Genomic DNA, 15873 nt, shown 5'->3' with positions numbered 1-15873 from the left:
AAAGGACGGCAAGCTGTAGTTCCCGTCAGAGCGAGCCGCTTTCCGGATTGATGAGACTGCCAGGGGCATCGTCGGCCTTGATTTGATCCTTGCGCAACTGGAAGGGTGGGAATGGCAATTCTATGCCGTGCTCGCGATAGCTTTCTAAGATCAGCGCGTGGACCTGATGGCGCAGCGGCATCCTGTGCCCCATTTCGGCGGCGTGCATACGCAGCTCAAATAGCGGTAAACCCTGCTGTAAATCTACCAGGAAAGCTTCCGGCGCCGGCAGCTCCAACACCAGCGGGCAGCGGCGTGCCGACTGCACTAGAATGTGCGCTACTTGCTCGATATTGGCCCCAGCGGGAGCGGGCACGTTCAATACGACGCGCGTGACGGTGTCGGATAGCGACCAGTTGACGAACTGTTCGGTGATAAAGGCCTTGTTAGGCACGATGATCTCCTTTCGATCCCAGTCGGTAATGGTGGTGGCCCGGGTGTTAATACGGGTAATGTTGCCGGTCATATTGCGAATGGTAACGGTATCGCCAATTCGAATCGGTTTTTCAAACAGGATCATCAGGCCAGAGATAAAGTTGGCGAAGATCTCCTGCAGGCCAAATCCCAGCCCTACACCCAATGCCGCCACCAGCCACTGTAGTTTCGACCACTCGATGCCTATCATGGAGAAACCAATTATTCCTCCCAACAGCATCAGGCCATATTTGGTCAAGGTGGTAATAGCATATCCTGTGCCAGGGGTTAAATCCAAATGCTGCAGCAGCGCCAGCTCCAACAGTGCGGGCAAATTGCGCACCATCTGGGTGGTGATAATGAAGACCAGAATGGCGATCAGCACTGCGCCGAGCGTAATCGGCTGGATGCTATCGACGCCTTGAGTAGTGGAAGTGGCATCCCAAAGGGTAATGTTTTCCAGGAAGCCGAATGCCGAGTGCAACTCCGACCACAGTAAAATCACCGATAGTAGCGCAATCAGCGTCAATATGGAACGTACCAGCTGTAGCGATTGCGCGCTGATTGTATTGAGATCCAATACCTTTTCATCGACTTCGGCGACGGCCTCATTAAGCTGGGATTGCGACAAATCTTCTTCATTGCGCGCCCGCTGGGCCAGCATCTCCGCACGGCGCTGCTTGGCGCGTTCGAAAGCGATGCGCCGCCGCTGAATGAACATCCAGCGGCGAATAATATGATAAATAATCAGCAGGAAGAACCAGATCGCAACCGAGGTTTCCAGCCGCGCCAACAGCGCCTGCGCGGTCGCCAGATGCCCCATCGCCGCCGCCGCGGCGGCGGCGATGGGGGCGCAGATCATCAGATTCCACAGCGAACGGTTGACGACATTATCGCTGGCGCCGTGTTTATCAAGATACAGCGGCAAGCCAGCGCGTTTCAGGCTGCTAGTCACCAGTGCCAGACAGGCACACAACAGGAAAAAACATAATCTGCCCAGGGTGCCGGCAAATTCTCGCTCACTGTAATCATCAAACGATATCAGCGCCATAATTAACGGTACGATCATGCCGATAGACAACGTGTAGTAGCGCAGCGCGCGCTTTACTTGCTGTTGTGGCCATCCAAAATGGACGATAAACAGTCCTTGCGGGCGGGCGAAGTGGGCGCATACCACGAACACCCACAGCACCGGCACTGTAGCGCTGACGCCGTCACCGATAGCGACCGCCACCGGATAGGGCCAGGCGTGGCGCAAGCCATACCCTAGGGCCGCCCACAGGACCGGCAGGGGCAAGGCAACCAGCACAGACCAGAACACATTGCACAGGGTCAAGGAAAAATGGTCCTGATCGACTTTCCCCACTCGGCCGCTGGAGCGCTCAAGAAAGGTATGATAATGCCGGCGGGAACTGAGGCTAAATCCAACTAGCAACAGTGCGCCGAACAGCGGAATGAGCGTTTCCTGGCTGGTCAGCATCATATCAAGCGCGTGGGTCAGTTGGCTGAATGTGTCTAAGGTCACCAGTCGGCGCAGATCCTGACCGACATGCAAGGGGTAGGAAAGGCCAATCGAGCTGACGTCGGCCACCCAGAACAGATAGCGATGGGCCGCTTCCTGGATCTCATTCATCGCCTCTTCAAGCTGGCTATTGGCCACCTTCAGCTTAGTAAGCTCCAGGATTTGGGTATCACAACCGGTCAGCAGCGCATTGAGCAGGTTGCGCTGGGTGGCGAGCTGTGCGTCAAGAAGGCGGCGCTGCGCCGGCGTCAGCGGGGAATCGTCGTCCTGCGTTCCCTGAGCAAGCTGCGGCAGTTTGTTCATTAAGTCTTCAAAATGCAGGCGCTGCACGCGCAACTGCGCCATATCGCTGTCGATCTGCTGTGGTTTGGGCATCTTTGGTAACCTGGATACCTGTGCGCGCAGAGTTTCCCCGAGTGCCGGCGACTCATCCAGCCATTGCGCCTGCTCGCGTAGCGTCGTAAGAGCTTGACGGACCTGCAATGTTTGCGAAGCAGCCTGACGCTGCTGCGAGGCGATAAGATCCATGCGCTGCGCCTGTTGATTTAGTGCAATGGACAATTCGCGATTAGTTTGCAGTGGGGTGCCGATCGACTCTGGCAGCTCGCCGGCCTGTTCTGCCAGCATTTCGGTGTGTTCGATGGCTTGCTCTGCCTCCTGCTGACGCAGACTATTAAGCTGGTTGCGCAGCGCTTGTAGCGCTTGATCCACACGGTCATGACGTTTCTTGAGCAGCTCGGCGCGCAGGCGCGATAACTCCTGGCGGTTATTGGCGCTTAATTGGGCAAGATCCAGCTCCTCCACCTTGAGGCGACGGGCGGTCTGTTCAGCCTGTAGCGCGGTGGCCTGCGCCTGCTCCAGCGGCGTGCCGGGGGTGGGCAGCGCTTGGAGCTGTTGTTTCACATCGCTTAAGGCCCTACGCGCTTCGGTCTGATGCTGCGGCAGCAGACCCAGCGAGTCGCTGATGGCGCGTGCTTGATCCTGCTCTTGCTGTAACTGGCTGGCCAAATCCATCAATTGACTATTAGCTTGTAGCAGCCGTTGATTCAGTTCACTGCTGGCAAGTTTGAGGTTAAGAGGATCGGGTTTATCCGGTTCTCTGTCTTTTTCATCCCGCAATTGGCGTGTCAGCGTCGGAAAGTCGTCGATGGCTTTCTGATATTCCCGTATTTTGGCGTCGGACGCTTTACTCTCAGCGAGGGCGTTCAGCGCTGACTGTAGCGCCTCGACCATCGCCGCCTGGTTCGGCGCGGTTTTATCATCCTGCGCCTGCTGCAGTTCCTTTTTAAGCTTACCCTCGTCTGGCAGATTGGCGGCGAAGGCCGGGGAGGCCAGCAGCCACCCCAGGAGAAAAAGTGTAATCGAGCGCAAGGTGAGGACTCTCCTGTTAACCGTAGGGGATTCAGGTCAGAGGGCTGTCAGTTTGCGTTGTGCCGTGGCCAGCCTCTGGCCCACGCGGGTGACATAGTGGGTGGACAGATAATCGCCCAGCAGCACGTTTTTTCCGGCAAACAGGTTGATGACGGTGGAACCCAACTTGAAACGCCCCATTTCTTGTCCTTTCAGCAGTACAACCGCCTCGTCGGCGTCCGCCCGCGGATAGCGCCAGTGTTTAATAATCCCCTTCCGCGGTGGCGTGACGGTGCCCGCCCAGATGGTCTCGATACTGCCGACAATAGTCGCACTCACCAAAATTTGCGCCATCGGGCCGAAATCGGTATCGAACAGGCAGATAACGCGCTCGTTACGGGCGAACAGGTTGGGGATATTGGCCGCGGTCAACGGATTCACCGAAAACAACTCGCCCGGCACGTAAAGCATTTCGCGCAGCACGCCATTGCAAGGCATATGCACGCGATGGTAATCGCGTGGGGTCAGATAGGTCGTGGCAAAGTTGCCGTTGCGAAAGCGGGCAATCATCGGCTCATTGCCGGCCAGCAGCGCTTCCAGACTGTAATGGTGCCCCTTCGCCTGGAATATCTGCTCCACCTCAATGTGGCCGAGCTGCGAGATGATCCCATCCGCCGGCCAGACCATTACAGCCGGGTCGGCATCAATGGGTCGCGCGTCGTCGCGCAGCGGCCGGACAAAGAAGGCGTTAAAGGTGGGATAGGCGGCGACATCCGGCTGCTGCGCTTCCTGCATATCGACCTTATAACAGCGCACGAACAGCGTAATAACCCAACGGGTAAGCCAGCCGCCGCGGCGTTCTGCACCCCATCCGGCCAGCTCCGTTAGCCAGCGCTTAGGTAGTAGGTGTTGTAGAGCTATCTTTATCCTGTCCAGCACTGGGATCTCTTTCCTGTTTCAATGAATAGCCAAAGGAGATCTCATTGTACAGGCAGCAGCAATAAATGTCAGCGATCGGTCCACCAAAACGTCTTGCGGGCGTTGACCTGCGTTTATGCTGTCGAGAACACGATGGCAGTTATCGAAGGTTCGTAGGCGATAGCGCTGCTTTCCACCGCCTCACGGATCGCGCAGGCGGGATCGATATCATGGCGGCAGTCGCGGAATGTACAAGTGCCCAAATAATCCATGAATTCGACGAAGCCGCGAGCAATAAGTTCCGGCGTCAGATGCTACAAACCAAATTCCCGTGCCCCAGGGAGCCAGTTAAATGACTTCCGTGGCTGAAATGATAAGGCTGGGGCGGTAGTGGCGGTGTGCTGCCCGAGCTCAGAGCTATTGGGGACGATATTGAGCAAAATCTTCTCCTGATCCTGCGGTAAGCAAGCGCATTGAGTAGGCTCGATTGACTCACCACGACTAACCGGCGAAAACACTGATTTGCCCGGCGGCCAGCATCTCCCGGAAAGGATCCATGTCCTTCGCCGGTATGGCTTGACACCATCAGCATCAAGTAGCTGATACGGCGATAGACAGCCATTCGACGCTCTACGTCCGCCCTTGACGCCGACGTCAAGAGATTCATGTTATTCAAAACGATGAGCGGATTCACCTCCACTGTTTCGCACGCCACCAGATAGTGATCGATAATACTCAAAAGACAGCTTGGGTAAAAGCGCGGGGACAATGATTATTTGGTCCATATTTACCGCGATAGGTTTGACGCCGTCATACACATCAGGACGAGTCAGCACCGAACGGCACGGATGGACTGCTTCCATAGCTGACCCTGGACGGCCGTGGGCCACCGGAGCGACAGACCGCCCAATCACGCGTGACTAGGGATTTCATCGCACAGCATAGATTGCAACGATAAATGCGGCCCGCGGTGTCTTCCATTCGGCCATGGATGCCGAGCTGGATAACGACCGCCCCTCTCCTAATTGCTGCTGCCCCATTTGGACAGCGCTGCGCTCATGCTGCTGCAGGCGGCGCTGATCGTTGGCTTGTACCCGGCGCTCCTGACCTTTGGGTAGTTATTTTGCTCACTATGCCTCCTTAGTAAGTACGTATGCATCGCTCGTGGCGACGAAAACGGCTATTATGCAGGGTATCCTATCACAGATAGGCCGTAAATTCCTTGCTACGAGAAAATCATGCTGGTAAATGATGACAACCTTATTTTTATCGATCTGGAAATGACCGGTCTGGATCCCGAGCGCGATCGTATTATTGAAATCGCGACGCTTGTCACAGACGCCAATCTGGCTATTCTAGCGGAAGGGCCGGTGCTGGCGATACATCAATCCGACGCCCAGTTAGCACTGATGGATGAATGGAATGTGCGTACCCACACTTCCAGCGGGCTGCTTGACCGTGTCCGTCACAGCCAACTGGATGAAGAGGCAGCGGTGGCGAAGACGCTGGCCTTCTTGGCCGAATGGGTCCCTGCCGGCAAGTCACCGATTTGCGGCAACAGCATCGGCCAGGACCGGCGTTTCTTATTCCGCTATATGCCAGTGCTGGAAGCATATTTCCACTACCGTTATCTGGATGTCAGTACGCTTAAAGAACTGGCTCGCCGCTGGAAGCCGGAAATTCTGGCTGGACTGAAGAAAAAAAACACCCATCAGGCGCTGGACGATATCCGCGAGTCGGTAGCGGAATTGGCCTACTATCGCGAGCATTTTATTCGTCTATAGCCGCTTTGCGGTGAAAATGCGGTGGCGTTTCCCGTATAATGCACTTCCCGTGACACCAGATTTTCACGTTACGCCAAGCGGTAATAGCTCAGTGTCAGAACACAACTTTACTAAAGTTGGGGTCGCGACTGCGGGCCTTGCATTTCCCATTCCAATTCTCCATTCTCATTGCTGCTGTCGCGCTTACACACCGCATCATCGCAAAATAACGACTTGTCATTAGCGTTTTGAACGTTTCTATTAATCGCAGAAAATGATCAATATCCGATAGTCGTTGGATGGCAGGCGCCTGCTTAATTTGTCATCTACCGTCGCGTTTACTTTGTGGCTATTTTCAGCTGGTTCAACCTATTCACACTTTTTCCTAAGGCAAGAGAACGGGGCAGCCCGCTATTTTATAATGTCGCTCACTCTATAATTTCGGTATTGCCCTAAACACGATATATTGATGAACCCGTTTAGCTATGATTCCAGTGTAGTGATAAATCCAGTCATCATGGCCTAACGGCATGCGAATCCTCACTGGTGCTAGCCCCTGCTATGACGCCGTGTGATTCGCTCGAGCATCAGCGCCTCAGCATGTTGTCTCAGTACCAGCCCGACAATATTGACGATATTTATTTTTATTTGTTTAGACTTTCCTTACTCTAACTCTTTTGGAGAATCGCTGTGAGAATATAGGGGGGGATCGCCGACATTGTGTTGGTGTTTTTTATGCCCTATTTCGGGCAGAGGAATTCTAATGGCCGCCGAAGAGTTTTTATTCTGCTGGTCAGTTTTTGTAGCGGTGCTGCTATTGCTGGTGCAACCGTTGCGGCATTTGATAGCGGGCTGGTGCCCGTCGTCCGCTACAGCTGACGACGGGCTTTAAGCGGACTCTCTGGAGACCGTGCGGGTTGGCGCCCATGCACTAGCGTCTATCCGTGGGCCACCTGCTATTAATCGCTGTGCGGCGCGCTGCTGTTGGCGATTTTGCTGCTTCATGGCCTGCTGCCACTCAATCCGCAGCATTTTCCCAGCTTATCCTGGCATGTAGCTTAAATACCGCGATAAATTTCACCAATACCAATTGGCAATCTTATTCTGCTGAAACCACCATCAGCTACTTCAACACCCGGCTGGCCTCGCAGAATTTTCTATTCGCGCTGATTCGGGGTTTCGCCCGGCACAGTACCCAGGATCTCGATAACGCCTGAAAACATTAGCCTTTACTGATGGTCTCACGCTGGAAGGCGCGCAGCAGACGCTGCACATTGGGCAGGTCGCCTCACAAAAGCCATAAAATGCCCGGCACTAACAGCGGCGACCTGCTTAACTCCAACTCCCATCTCTTTAAAACTCGATAGCACTAAGCAATTTTGTGCAGATGCTGGCGATATTCCTTATGCCGACGGTGCTGTACTTTAGCGAGGCGATGGGCGATAGACGTCAGGGAAAAACGGTTTTGTAGGCAATGGTATTGATGTTTGTTTTGGCGGTGCTGGCCATGTTGGCCGAAGCTCACAGCAATGAGCATCTCAGTGTTGGGAGCGGACAGCGCGATGAATTGGAAAGGAAAGTCAGTTCAGCATTTTGACCTCTAGCCTGTTCGCGGTGCTCGCCACCGAAGTTTCCTACTTGCGGTTAATACGATGCATGACTCTTTCACCGCGCTCGGTAGCCTGATTCCGCTGTGGCTGATACAATTCTCGGGGCCATATAGCATGTTGATCAATGTGGCGGTGTTTATTGCCGAGTTAATGATAGGGCGCACACCGGAAATTGGCGTACCGGAAATGAAAATGGCGGCCATTTATATTTTTATTACCCCGCGATGGCACTGCTTGGAACGACACTGGCGATGATGACCGACGTGAGGCGCGCCGGCATGCCAACCCAGGAGCGCACGGTTTCAGCGAAGTGCTATACGCGGTCTCCTCTGCGACTAACAATAACGGCAGCGCCTTCGCCGGTCTGTCCGCCAATACGCCGTTTTGAAATGTCTTGCTGACAGTGAGAGCATGCTGCTTGGGCGTTTCGCGCTGTTTGTACCGCTGATGGTGATTGTCGGTCGCTGGCGGGCGGCTTCCCGCGCGATATAGCGAGTCCTGGAACGTTGCCGACCCATGGCGTGCTTGTATAAGCTCGTTCCCACGAGCACAGTTCGCAATCCGGTGATGTTTATCGTGTATTTTAGCAGTATTCTGACGACGTGCCTAGCCATCGCCATCACGTTGGGTAATCGCCAGGCCAGTGAGTTTACCAGCGCATGGGTCGCGAGGACGCGCTGGCTAACGCGGCGCAGTTGGCATCGCTGGCGCTGAAATCCGAAGGGACGCAGTATTGTTATACTAGCGAAAACCCAGTACAACTTGCATAAGCGCAGTTTCAAAGTCTGAACGCCACCTTTAATTGCCTTCTCTGCCCGGACGCGAATGAGCGGCGTGAACATTGAGTCAAAACTCGTACGTAAAGGGGCAGTGGAGGCTGAGGCTATTGCCGCCATGTAAAAGTCATGGGCGAGCGGCTTCCCGCGCGATATGGAATGGAAGCGCAGGCGGGGCAGTGGCGTGTCAGGGGATACGCTGTTGATGGTAGCCGAAAAACACCGCAACACGGTGATGGTGGCCGGTAAGAGGTGGATGATTTCCTGTCGGAGGCCACGCCCGCGGCCAAGTCGGCGCTTATTCGCCAGCATCAGAGTGAGGGCCGAATGGTCGCCATGACCGGCGACGGCACTAATGACGCGCCGGCGTTGGCTCCGGCCGATATCGCGATGGCGATGAATTCAGAGACCTAGGTTGCCAAGAAGCGGAATATGGTTGATTTGAATTCCAACCAGCCAAGCTGTTGGAGGTGGTACATATTGGTAAACAGACGCTGATGACACGCGGGACGCTAACCACCTTCAGTGTCGCCAATGATCTGGCGAGATGTTTTGTCATTATTCCGGCGACTTTGCAGTAACTTGTCCGTCGCTGAATCGACTCAATATAATGGCGCTTCATTCTTGTGTTGGTAACCACCGTCGCCTGGCGGTAGTTTCTCGGCACGGCGCAAGGTTCACTGGTAATGCAAGACGGCCAACCGTGTAGTTACGCGCTAAACGGCCAACCGTGTAGTTACGCGCTAAATTGGTCAGGTGTTTACCCGCGTTGGCTATTTCAGGGGCGGCCGTCGGCGACAACACTGACGCCTTATAATGCGCTGGCCTAGTCGGGCAGTAATCTGGCGGTCAATCGGCACGGTCCAGAACGACGCGGTGAAACAGCGGGTTGGGCTCTATATGCAGGCCAATCCGCACGCGAATGCACCAGTGCCGGTTGAGTGAGTTACCTCCCCTACCCGTGGTCTGAGTCCATGTATCAATCACGCCGCTGCGCCGTGGCAGGTGCTGCACGTCGCCGAAGCCGGCAAATGCCGCAGGCGGAGCCGCGCCGCCTGGTGTACGGCTACACCAGGCGGCCGTTTCTGTATTTATCGGCGAGCCGGTGGTCAATGCGCTTGAGCCGAATGAGGCGTTGAATGCGCGCGAAAGGTTAAGGAATCTTGATGAACCCCTGCGTCCCGATCCGGACGTCCTGCTGGTGTAGGCCGATAATGACGGCCGCGGTAAGCTGAAAATCTACTTGGTGTCTGCGCATGGTGGCAAAACTTGGGCGATGCTGCAAGAGGTGCGCCGGCTGCTAACGCAGTGGCTGGATGTGGTGGCCGGCGTTCTGGAAACCTACGGTCGTCAGGAGGCCGTGCTTTGCTTGAGTGGTTGGAGATGTTCAAGCCACGCGCTACCGGACAGTGCCGCCATCAGGTATTTGGTTTAGACGCCGCTCTGGCGCGCCGTCCCGCTGTAATCTTGATGGACGAGTTTGTTTATTCCAACGCCACGGGCGCCCAGCATCCCAAGCGTTGTCAGGCTGTCGAGGAACTGCTGGAGACGGGTATCGACATGCTGACCACTGTCAAGAAGCATCTGGAAAGCCTCAACGACGTGGTCGGCGTAGCGTGACCGGCGTACGGGTGTGTGAAACGGTACCGGATCCGTTTTCAATGCCGCCACGGAAGTGGCGCTGGTGGACCTGTCGCCGGACGATCTGCTAGTGCGTCTCAAGCAGGGCAAAGTTCATCGGCGATAGCGCGGAGCGGGCGATCGAGATTTTTTTTCCAAAGGGAATGTGACCACCCATCGCAAATACTGGTCCGAACATTTCCAGTAGTAAGGAGTGACGTGCAAGACGATTTTTGACTGTACCACTCCCTGGCACCTCAAGACGCACTTTGAATGCCGACTTCAAACGGGTTGAAGTGCATTTGGTGATGAACAAAGGTGCGGAAATCACCCGCACGATGGCAACCCACTGGCACGCCCTGGCCGATGAGGTCCATGGCATTTATCTCGGCGCTGTTATTGGCACTAAAGTGCCTGAAAGGTCGCGCATGGCACTGTCGATTAACGGTTACCGAGGTCTAGTATCAATACGGTGTATTAAAGCCAAGAAATAGGCATGGCGTCCTTGCCACCGTGACTTTTATTTGCGTCTTATCGATGTCATCAAACCCTAATGTTAAGATTTTCCACAGAATTAAGCACGAGCGGTTACATGCTATGCATGGCCGACGCTGCCATCGCCTCTCTTACCATGGCAGGCAAATGCGATAAGCAACACGCTTAATTCTCTTGTCACAGCGCAATGATGCTAAGTAACGTCACTGCCTGTCAATTGCTCTGCTGGAAAACGTTAGGCGGCGGTCTTGAGCGCGCGTAATGCCGTGGCTGACACGCTCTTTCATGAGCGCCATTCGCCGCCATTACCCCCTTGACGGTAAACGGATCCGCGCACGCGACCGATAAAAGCGTGCCAAGTTGAGGTATCCGGTACATCATGCCATTTGTCGTCACGAAGGCTATTAAGGCGTAGCCGTTCAAGCGCCCGCGGGACAATCGTTCGCTACCTTTTACAGACGAATTAATTGCGTGAATGATTTATCCACCGTTAAAGGCAACGCAGCGTCTGCCGCGTATGCTTCGTTATGCTCCGTTGTAATCTTTTAAACAGAGCTATTCACAGACTTCTTCGGACCATCGACCATGCGCGTTCGGCTATTGAAAATTTCGCTCTGCCATATCCATTTGAAAAGAAAGATAAATTTTTATTATGAAACATAAGATCGATCTCTTGCGTTTTTGTGACGATTGTGCGTTTTTGTGACGATTTATTGACAAGGGATTTTTGTTTTTATACACAGCGGCAATGTGCTTATTGCGGGAGAACTTTTCACGAGAATTTGTCTAAGCGTCGCGGGTTAATTCTTTTCGATAGCCCTGACCAACGCGTTTGCGGCGCGTTTTGTATCGCCCAGGCGGCGGCCTCTTGGCGTACCATCTTCTCTTTCCAGAGCCCAATGAATATGGCATCCAGCAGCGGCAGTTCTCCCGGACGACGCCCACAGCACCAGCACGCTCTCGTCCTGATAGGATACATTACCCAGCGCGACCGTAATATTGTTTGACCAGCGCACGTGGCTAATGCGCCGAATGACTGACCCTTCGGTAACGCGCAGAAATGTGGCCTCATTCCAGTCAAGAAGTTCCACCAGTTCAGTGGTATGCAATACCGCGTACGGACTGAAGTCCGGCTCATATCAGTGGGCCTAGTACATCGGGAATTTCCTCCTCCAACTCAATCGTCAGATAGGAGATACAGCGGCAAGCATCAAGAGTATAAGGCTCGACGATGGCGCCGGTGAGCGGGTGTGATACACACGATACGGCGGCCGCACTGTTCGACCAGTGGTGCGTTAACCGGCAACAACAAATTCATCAGCAATTCGCCGAGAAAAACCACGAACCGGCTTAACGACTGAGAATAAGAATACCTATACAGCTGATTCCCGCTTTAGTCGCCAGCAGGCGCTTCATGATCGGCGCTGAATTGACAAAGGGGCGGAAATTCACCTCGCCTCAGGCGTCGCGGATCCGCTCGCCTAGTTGTTGTTTTAGACGATTGCGTAAAACTTTATCACGGCCCAGCGCATAACGAATATCATATTCTGATGAAGGATTTGCAATTCCGACGCCACCCAATAGCATGCCGTGACGCGCCATCCAGGCATCTCGCCGTAGTATTGGCGATCAAGCCAGGCTGTAGTGTTGGCTCATGGGCGGCAAGGTCGATGTCGCAAATCACGACTTGCAAAAGCCCAATTCCTACCCAAGCACTGAATTTGCCGGACTAATTCTGTAAAATTAAAACGACAAGGCATGACTGACCGTGCCAACACATTTTCCCTACAAAGTTTACACAAATCTGGCCAGCGTGCGCTCTATCAGCTGATGCAGCGCGCCGGCACAGCAGCGTTCCAACATATTCTTTGGCTGTATCCAGGCGCCCATCGCTGGCTGGTGCTAGCGGGCCATGGTAACAACGGCGGGGACGGTTCAGTGGTGGCGCAGCTTGCCGCCACCGGTAAATAAGTCACGATGCTGGCGTGCGGCGGCAACTCTCCTTTGTCTGCCGAAGCAAAGCAGGCTAAAGAGGCATGGCTTGGCAGCCGGCGCGCAGGGAGGAGCAGAGGTGTTGTCGATGCGCTGCTTGGAACGGGCCTAAAGGCGGCGTCGCGCGATCCCTATTGCTCGCTTATCGCCGCAGCAACTGGCATCCCGCGCCACCAATCTGTTCTGGATATCCCACCAATCTGTTGGCCGAGACTGGCGCGACAACCTGGAGAGGTGATGTCTGCCGAACATACCGTGCGTTCATCGCTCTTAAACCGGAATCGCTGACCGGCAAGGCGCACCAGCGTGACCGGACACGTGCATTATGATGATTTGGAGAAAATGGCCCGAGCATGAAACGCCACTAATGGAGTGGCTCAGCGTGGAACTGTTGCCGCGCCGGCTCACTGTGCACATAAAAGCGACAACGGCCGTCTGTTGATTGTGGTGGGGATCATGGATTTGCCGGCGCGATTCGCATGCTGGGAGAGATTGCACTGCACCGCGGCGCCGGACTTGTCAGCGTGCTGACCCGCGAGGAGAATACCCCGTTGTTGACTGCCTGGCTGGAGCTTATAGTAGCGCCACTGACGCGCAGCACCTTTCAGCCGGGTCTGGAATGGGTGGATGTGATGGTAATCGGTCTGGACCTCGGACAGGACAGCGGGGAAAATACGCTGCGCGAGGAGGAAAATTGTGACAAACCAATGCCGTATAATATGGATGTGCTTAGCTTGCTGGCATTTAATTCTGAGAAACGTCAGAATCAAATCATGACGCCTCACCCGGTCGAGGCCGCCCGTTTGATGAATGGCAATGTCGTCGCCATTGAAAGTGACCATTTACTTTCAGCGCGCAAACTGGCGAGGCGCTACGGCGGCATTGCTAGTACTGAAAGGCACGGGGACCTTGCTGGTTGCTAAAGATGGCCTAATCGCCGATGTCGGTAACACGGGCATGGCCTCAGGGGAATGGGATACATTGTCCAGTATCATCGGCGGTTTGCTCACGCAAAAGCTGTCGCTGTATGATGCAGCCTGTGCCGGCTGCGTAGTCCATAGCGCTACCGCCGACCGTCTGGCGGCGAGAAAGGAAGGCGTGGCATGTTTGGGCCACAGATTTACCGCTGGCATTGTACCTACATAGCAACCAAGAGCTTACCGCACAAAAATCAGACATGGAAAAACGTGAAATATTCCTGGCGGATGAAACAACAACCGTCGCCTTCGGCGCAGCATTGGCTGACGCCTGCCGACAAGCTTGTGTGTTTTATCTTTATGGTGACCTTGGGGCCGGCAAAACGACATTCTGCCGCGGGTTTCTTCGCGCGCTGGGACACCAGGGCAATGTAAAAAGCCCCACCTTCACCCTGGTCGAACCCTACGCGCTGCCGCGCTGGACGGTTTATCATTTTGACCTTTATCGCCTGGTCGATCCGGAAGAGCTTGAATTTATGGGAGTACGGGACTATTTCGATAATACCGCCTTGTGTTTGGTGGAATGGCCGCGGCGTGGGAAGGGCATACTGCCGGCGGCGGATATCGCCTTGACGCTCACCTACCAAGAGGACGGCCGGCAGGCGCATGCGCGGGCTCTTAGCGCCACCGGCGAACGCATTCTGACGCAGCTGGCACCGCGGCAAGGAACGCCTGTATGATGTTGAAGTTCGGGATAATGCTGGCGTTAATAGTGTGTTTAATCGTAGGGCGGACAATGGCGGCGAAGCTCAGCGATATTAACATTGCCAACAGCGCCAATCAATCGACGGTCACCCTCGGGTTTAATCAACGGCCGGTTTACGCCTTTTTCTCGCTGCACAACCCAGAACGAGTTGTGGTGGATATTCGCCAAAGCGGCCCGGTGCAAGGACTACCGCTCGATTTTAGTGGTGAAAATGTAATTAAACGTATTCGCACCAGTACGCCGGTGGATAAGCAGAGTATACGCCTGGTGTTCGAGCTGACCCGCAAATCTCGCGAGCAAGCCACGATACGGCAGGTGGACGGGCGCTACAATATCGTGCTGACCGTGACGAGCCTGCAACCGACTGCCGTTGCCTCTGCTCTGCGGACAAGCACCGCCATGCCGACCTCAAGCGCGCCGTCGCTGTCAAGATCGGTAAAAAACCCCTTTACCAACCGGGTGACGGTGATTGAGAGCTCCGCCACGGTGGCGAGGTCGGCATCGGCACCGCGTCGCCGGCCGCCGGCGGGCGCCGAGCCGGTAGTGGTGGCCATCGATGCCGGTCACGGTGGTCAGGATCCGGGAGCTACTGGCCCTCATGGCCTGCACGAGAAAAATGTGACCATCGCTATCACTCGCAAGCTGAAAACGCTGCTCGATGGAGACAAGATGTTCAAGCCGGTACTAACCCGCGACGGCGATTATTTTATTTCGGTCATGGGCCGTTCCGACGTCGCGCGCAAAAAAGGCGCCAGCGTGCTGGTGTCCATTCATGCCGATGCTGCACCCAATCGCAGCGCCAGCGGTGCGTCGGTTTGGGTGTTGTCCAACCGACGCGCCAATAGCGAAATGGCAAACTGGCTTGAGCAGCATGAGAAACAGTCGGAGCTGCTGGGGGGGGCGGGTGATCTGCTAGCCAACAGCCAGGCCGATCCCTACCTCAGCCAGGCGGTGCTGGATCTGCAGTTCGGCCATTCGCAGCGGGTGGGATACGACATCGCGATGAAGGTGCTGGGCCAGCTGCAGCCGGTAGGCGCTCTGCATAAACGCCGGCCGGAACACGCCAGTCTCGGCGTACTGCGCTCGCCGGATATTCCGTCGCTACTGGTGGAAACCGGTTTCATTAGTAATACTCGGGAGGAGCGGCTACTCGGTAGCAGCGCGCACCAGGATAAGATCGCTAACGCCCTGTACCTGGGACTGCGTGCTTATTTCTTATCACATCCGCTGCAAACCGGCCTAAAGCTCAAAAATCGAATGCAGGGCGTCAGCTCCGCGGCCGACGTCAGAGCCAGCGGGACTCAAGCGGTGGTCCAGTCCCACGCTGGCGCGCTAGCGCCTGCCGCCGCAGGACGCCATGTCGTCAAGCGGGGTGAGACGCTCTCCTCCATCGCTCGCCAATATGGGGTAAGCATGGAGGAGATCCGTACTCTGAACAAGTTGAAAAAAGAGAATGTCTTGGTCGGGCAACGGCTGCGCATTCCCGCGGGAGGAAGCGCTCAGGCCGCACCGCCGCCCGCTGCTACACAGAAGAGCGGTCCGCGACGACATCAAGTGGCGCATGGCGATACATTAACTGCAATCGCCGCACGCTATGGTGTATCCGCCATCGATATCAAGCATGCTAATAATATGATATCAAATAACGTGATGCTTGGACAAACATTGACCATACCGCCCGCTTAAGGCCA

Annotated in this window: 11 protein-coding genes and 4 pseudogenes; 10 read left to right on the top strand and 5 right to left on the bottom strand. The window is 55.1% G+C overall.

The features are described from left to right. Positions 1 to 25: 25 nt before the first annotated feature. From mscM to GPOALKHO_RS07645, 4 genes are all read right to left on the bottom strand, one after another. On the bottom strand, positions 26 to 3346 hold the full coding sequence (mscM, locus tag GPOALKHO_RS07660; RefSeq protein ID WP_406701994.1) for a miniconductance mechanosensitive channel MscM: 3321 nt from the start codon (positions 3344 to 3346) through the stop codon (positions 26 to 28). A gap of 36 nt (positions 3347 to 3382) precedes the next feature. Continuing rightward, a complete protein-coding gene (asd, locus tag GPOALKHO_RS07655) occupies positions 3383 to 4264 on the bottom strand; it encodes an archaetidylserine decarboxylase (RefSeq protein ID WP_406701993.1) in 882 nt (293 codons plus the stop codon). A 113-nt stretch (positions 4265 to 4377) separates the two neighbouring features. Beyond that, positions 4378 to 4506, bottom strand: a complete 129-nt coding sequence (locus GPOALKHO_RS07650; protein ID WP_406701991.1) for a hypothetical protein — start codon at positions 4504 to 4506, stop codon at positions 4378 to 4380. Positions 4507 to 4550: 44 nt separating this feature from the next. Next, complete coding sequence (locus GPOALKHO_RS07645) at positions 4551 to 4937, bottom strand: hypothetical protein (protein ID WP_406703448.1); 387 nt, start codon at positions 4935 to 4937, stop codon at positions 4551 to 4553. A 544-nt stretch (positions 4938 to 5481) separates the two neighbouring features. On the opposite strand from GPOALKHO_RS07645, the gene orn reads away from it, so the two are divergent. From orn to GPOALKHO_RS07620, 5 genes and pseudogenes are all read left to right on the top strand, one after another. Beyond that, complete coding sequence (gene orn / locus GPOALKHO_RS07640) at positions 5482 to 6027, top strand: oligoribonuclease (protein ID WP_406701989.1); 546 nt, start codon at positions 5482 to 5484, stop codon at positions 6025 to 6027. 957 nt (positions 6028 to 6984) lie between these two features. Next, positions 6985 to 8143: pseudogene (locus GPOALKHO_RS07635) on the top strand (potassium-transporting ATPase subunit KdpA); the annotation flags it as partial. Between the two features lie 91 nt (positions 8144 to 8234). Then, positions 8235 to 9101, top strand: a pseudogene (locus tag GPOALKHO_RS07630) (HAD-IC family P-type ATPase); the annotation flags it as partial. 426 nt (positions 9102 to 9527) lie between these two features. Beyond that, positions 9528 to 10176 (top strand): annotated as a pseudogene (locus GPOALKHO_RS07625) (two-component system sensor histidine kinase KdbD); the annotation flags it as partial. 105 nt (positions 10177 to 10281) lie between these two features. Then, positions 10282 to 10506, top strand: coding sequence for a hypothetical protein (locus GPOALKHO_RS07620; RefSeq protein WP_406701987.1), 225 nt, complete (start codon positions 10282 to 10284; stop codon positions 10504 to 10506). Positions 10507 to 11293: 787 nt separating this feature from the next. Here the strand turns inward: GPOALKHO_RS07620 and GPOALKHO_RS07615 are convergent. Then, positions 11294 to 12209, bottom strand: a pseudogene (locus GPOALKHO_RS07615) (tRNA epoxyqueuosine(34) reductase QueG). Between the two features lie 56 nt (positions 12210 to 12265). On the opposite strand from GPOALKHO_RS07615, the gene GPOALKHO_RS07610 reads away from it, so the two are divergent. The 5 genes from GPOALKHO_RS07610 (at position 12266) to amiB (ending at position 15868) form a co-directional block, all read left to right on the top strand. Continuing rightward, entirely contained in the window at positions 12266 to 12478 is a 213-nt protein-coding gene (locus tag GPOALKHO_RS07610; RefSeq protein ID WP_406701986.1) for an NAD(P)H-hydrate epimerase, read from the top strand. A gap of 500 nt (positions 12479 to 12978) precedes the next feature. Further along, entirely contained in the window at positions 12979 to 13422 is a 444-nt protein-coding gene (locus GPOALKHO_RS07605; RefSeq protein WP_406701984.1) for an NAD(P)H-hydrate dehydratase, read from the top strand. Next, the gene (locus tag GPOALKHO_RS07600; protein WP_406701983.1) at positions 13310 to 13645 is read left to right on the top strand and encodes an NAD(P)H-hydrate dehydratase; all 336 of its coding nucleotides are present in this window, start codon (positions 13310 to 13312) and stop codon (positions 13643 to 13645) included. The genes GPOALKHO_RS07605 and GPOALKHO_RS07600 overlap by 113 nt, the downstream gene beginning before the upstream one ends. Before the next feature lie 31 nt (positions 13646 to 13676). Next, entirely contained in the window at positions 13677 to 14156 is a 480-nt protein-coding gene (gene tsaE / locus GPOALKHO_RS07595) for a tRNA (adenosine(37)-N6)-threonylcarbamoyltransferase complex ATPase subunit type 1 TsaE (RefSeq protein ID WP_406701981.1), read from the top strand. Then, positions 14153 to 15868, top strand: coding sequence for an N-acetylmuramoyl-L-alanine amidase AmiB (gene amiB, locus GPOALKHO_RS07590; RefSeq protein WP_406701979.1), 1716 nt, complete (start codon positions 14153 to 14155; stop codon positions 15866 to 15868). The genes tsaE and amiB overlap by 4 nt, the downstream gene beginning before the upstream one ends. The last annotated feature ends 5 nt before the right edge of the window (positions 15869 to 15873 follow it).

This window comes from Sodalis sp. (in: enterobacteria), from assembly GCF_036327475.1.
GTDB lineage: Bacteria > Pseudomonadota > Gammaproteobacteria > Enterobacterales > Enterobacteriaceae.
This window is presented reverse-complemented; position numbering and strand designations above follow the sequence as displayed.

Excerpts from the sequence above, each read along its gene's own strand:
- orn (WP_406701989.1), top strand. The coding sequence starts at position 5,482 with ATGCTGGTAAATGATGACAACCTTATTTTTATCGATCTGGAAATGACC.
- GPOALKHO_RS07610 (WP_406701986.1), top strand. The coding sequence starts at position 12,266 with ATGACTGACCGTGCCAACACATTTTCCCTACAAAGTTTACACAAATCT.
- GPOALKHO_RS07605 (WP_406701984.1), top strand. The coding sequence starts at position 12,979 with ATGCTGGGAGAGATTGCACTGCACCGCGGCGCCGGACTTGTCAGCGTG.
- GPOALKHO_RS07600 (WP_406701983.1), top strand. The coding sequence starts at position 13,310 with ATGGCAATGTCGTCGCCATTGAAAGTGACCATTTACTTTCAGCGCGCA.
- tsaE (WP_406701981.1), top strand. The coding sequence starts at position 13,677 with ATGGAAAAACGTGAAATATTCCTGGCGGATGAAACAACAACCGTCGCC.
- amiB (WP_406701979.1), top strand. The coding sequence starts at position 14,153 with ATGATGTTGAAGTTCGGGATAATGCTGGCGTTAATAGTGTGTTTAATC.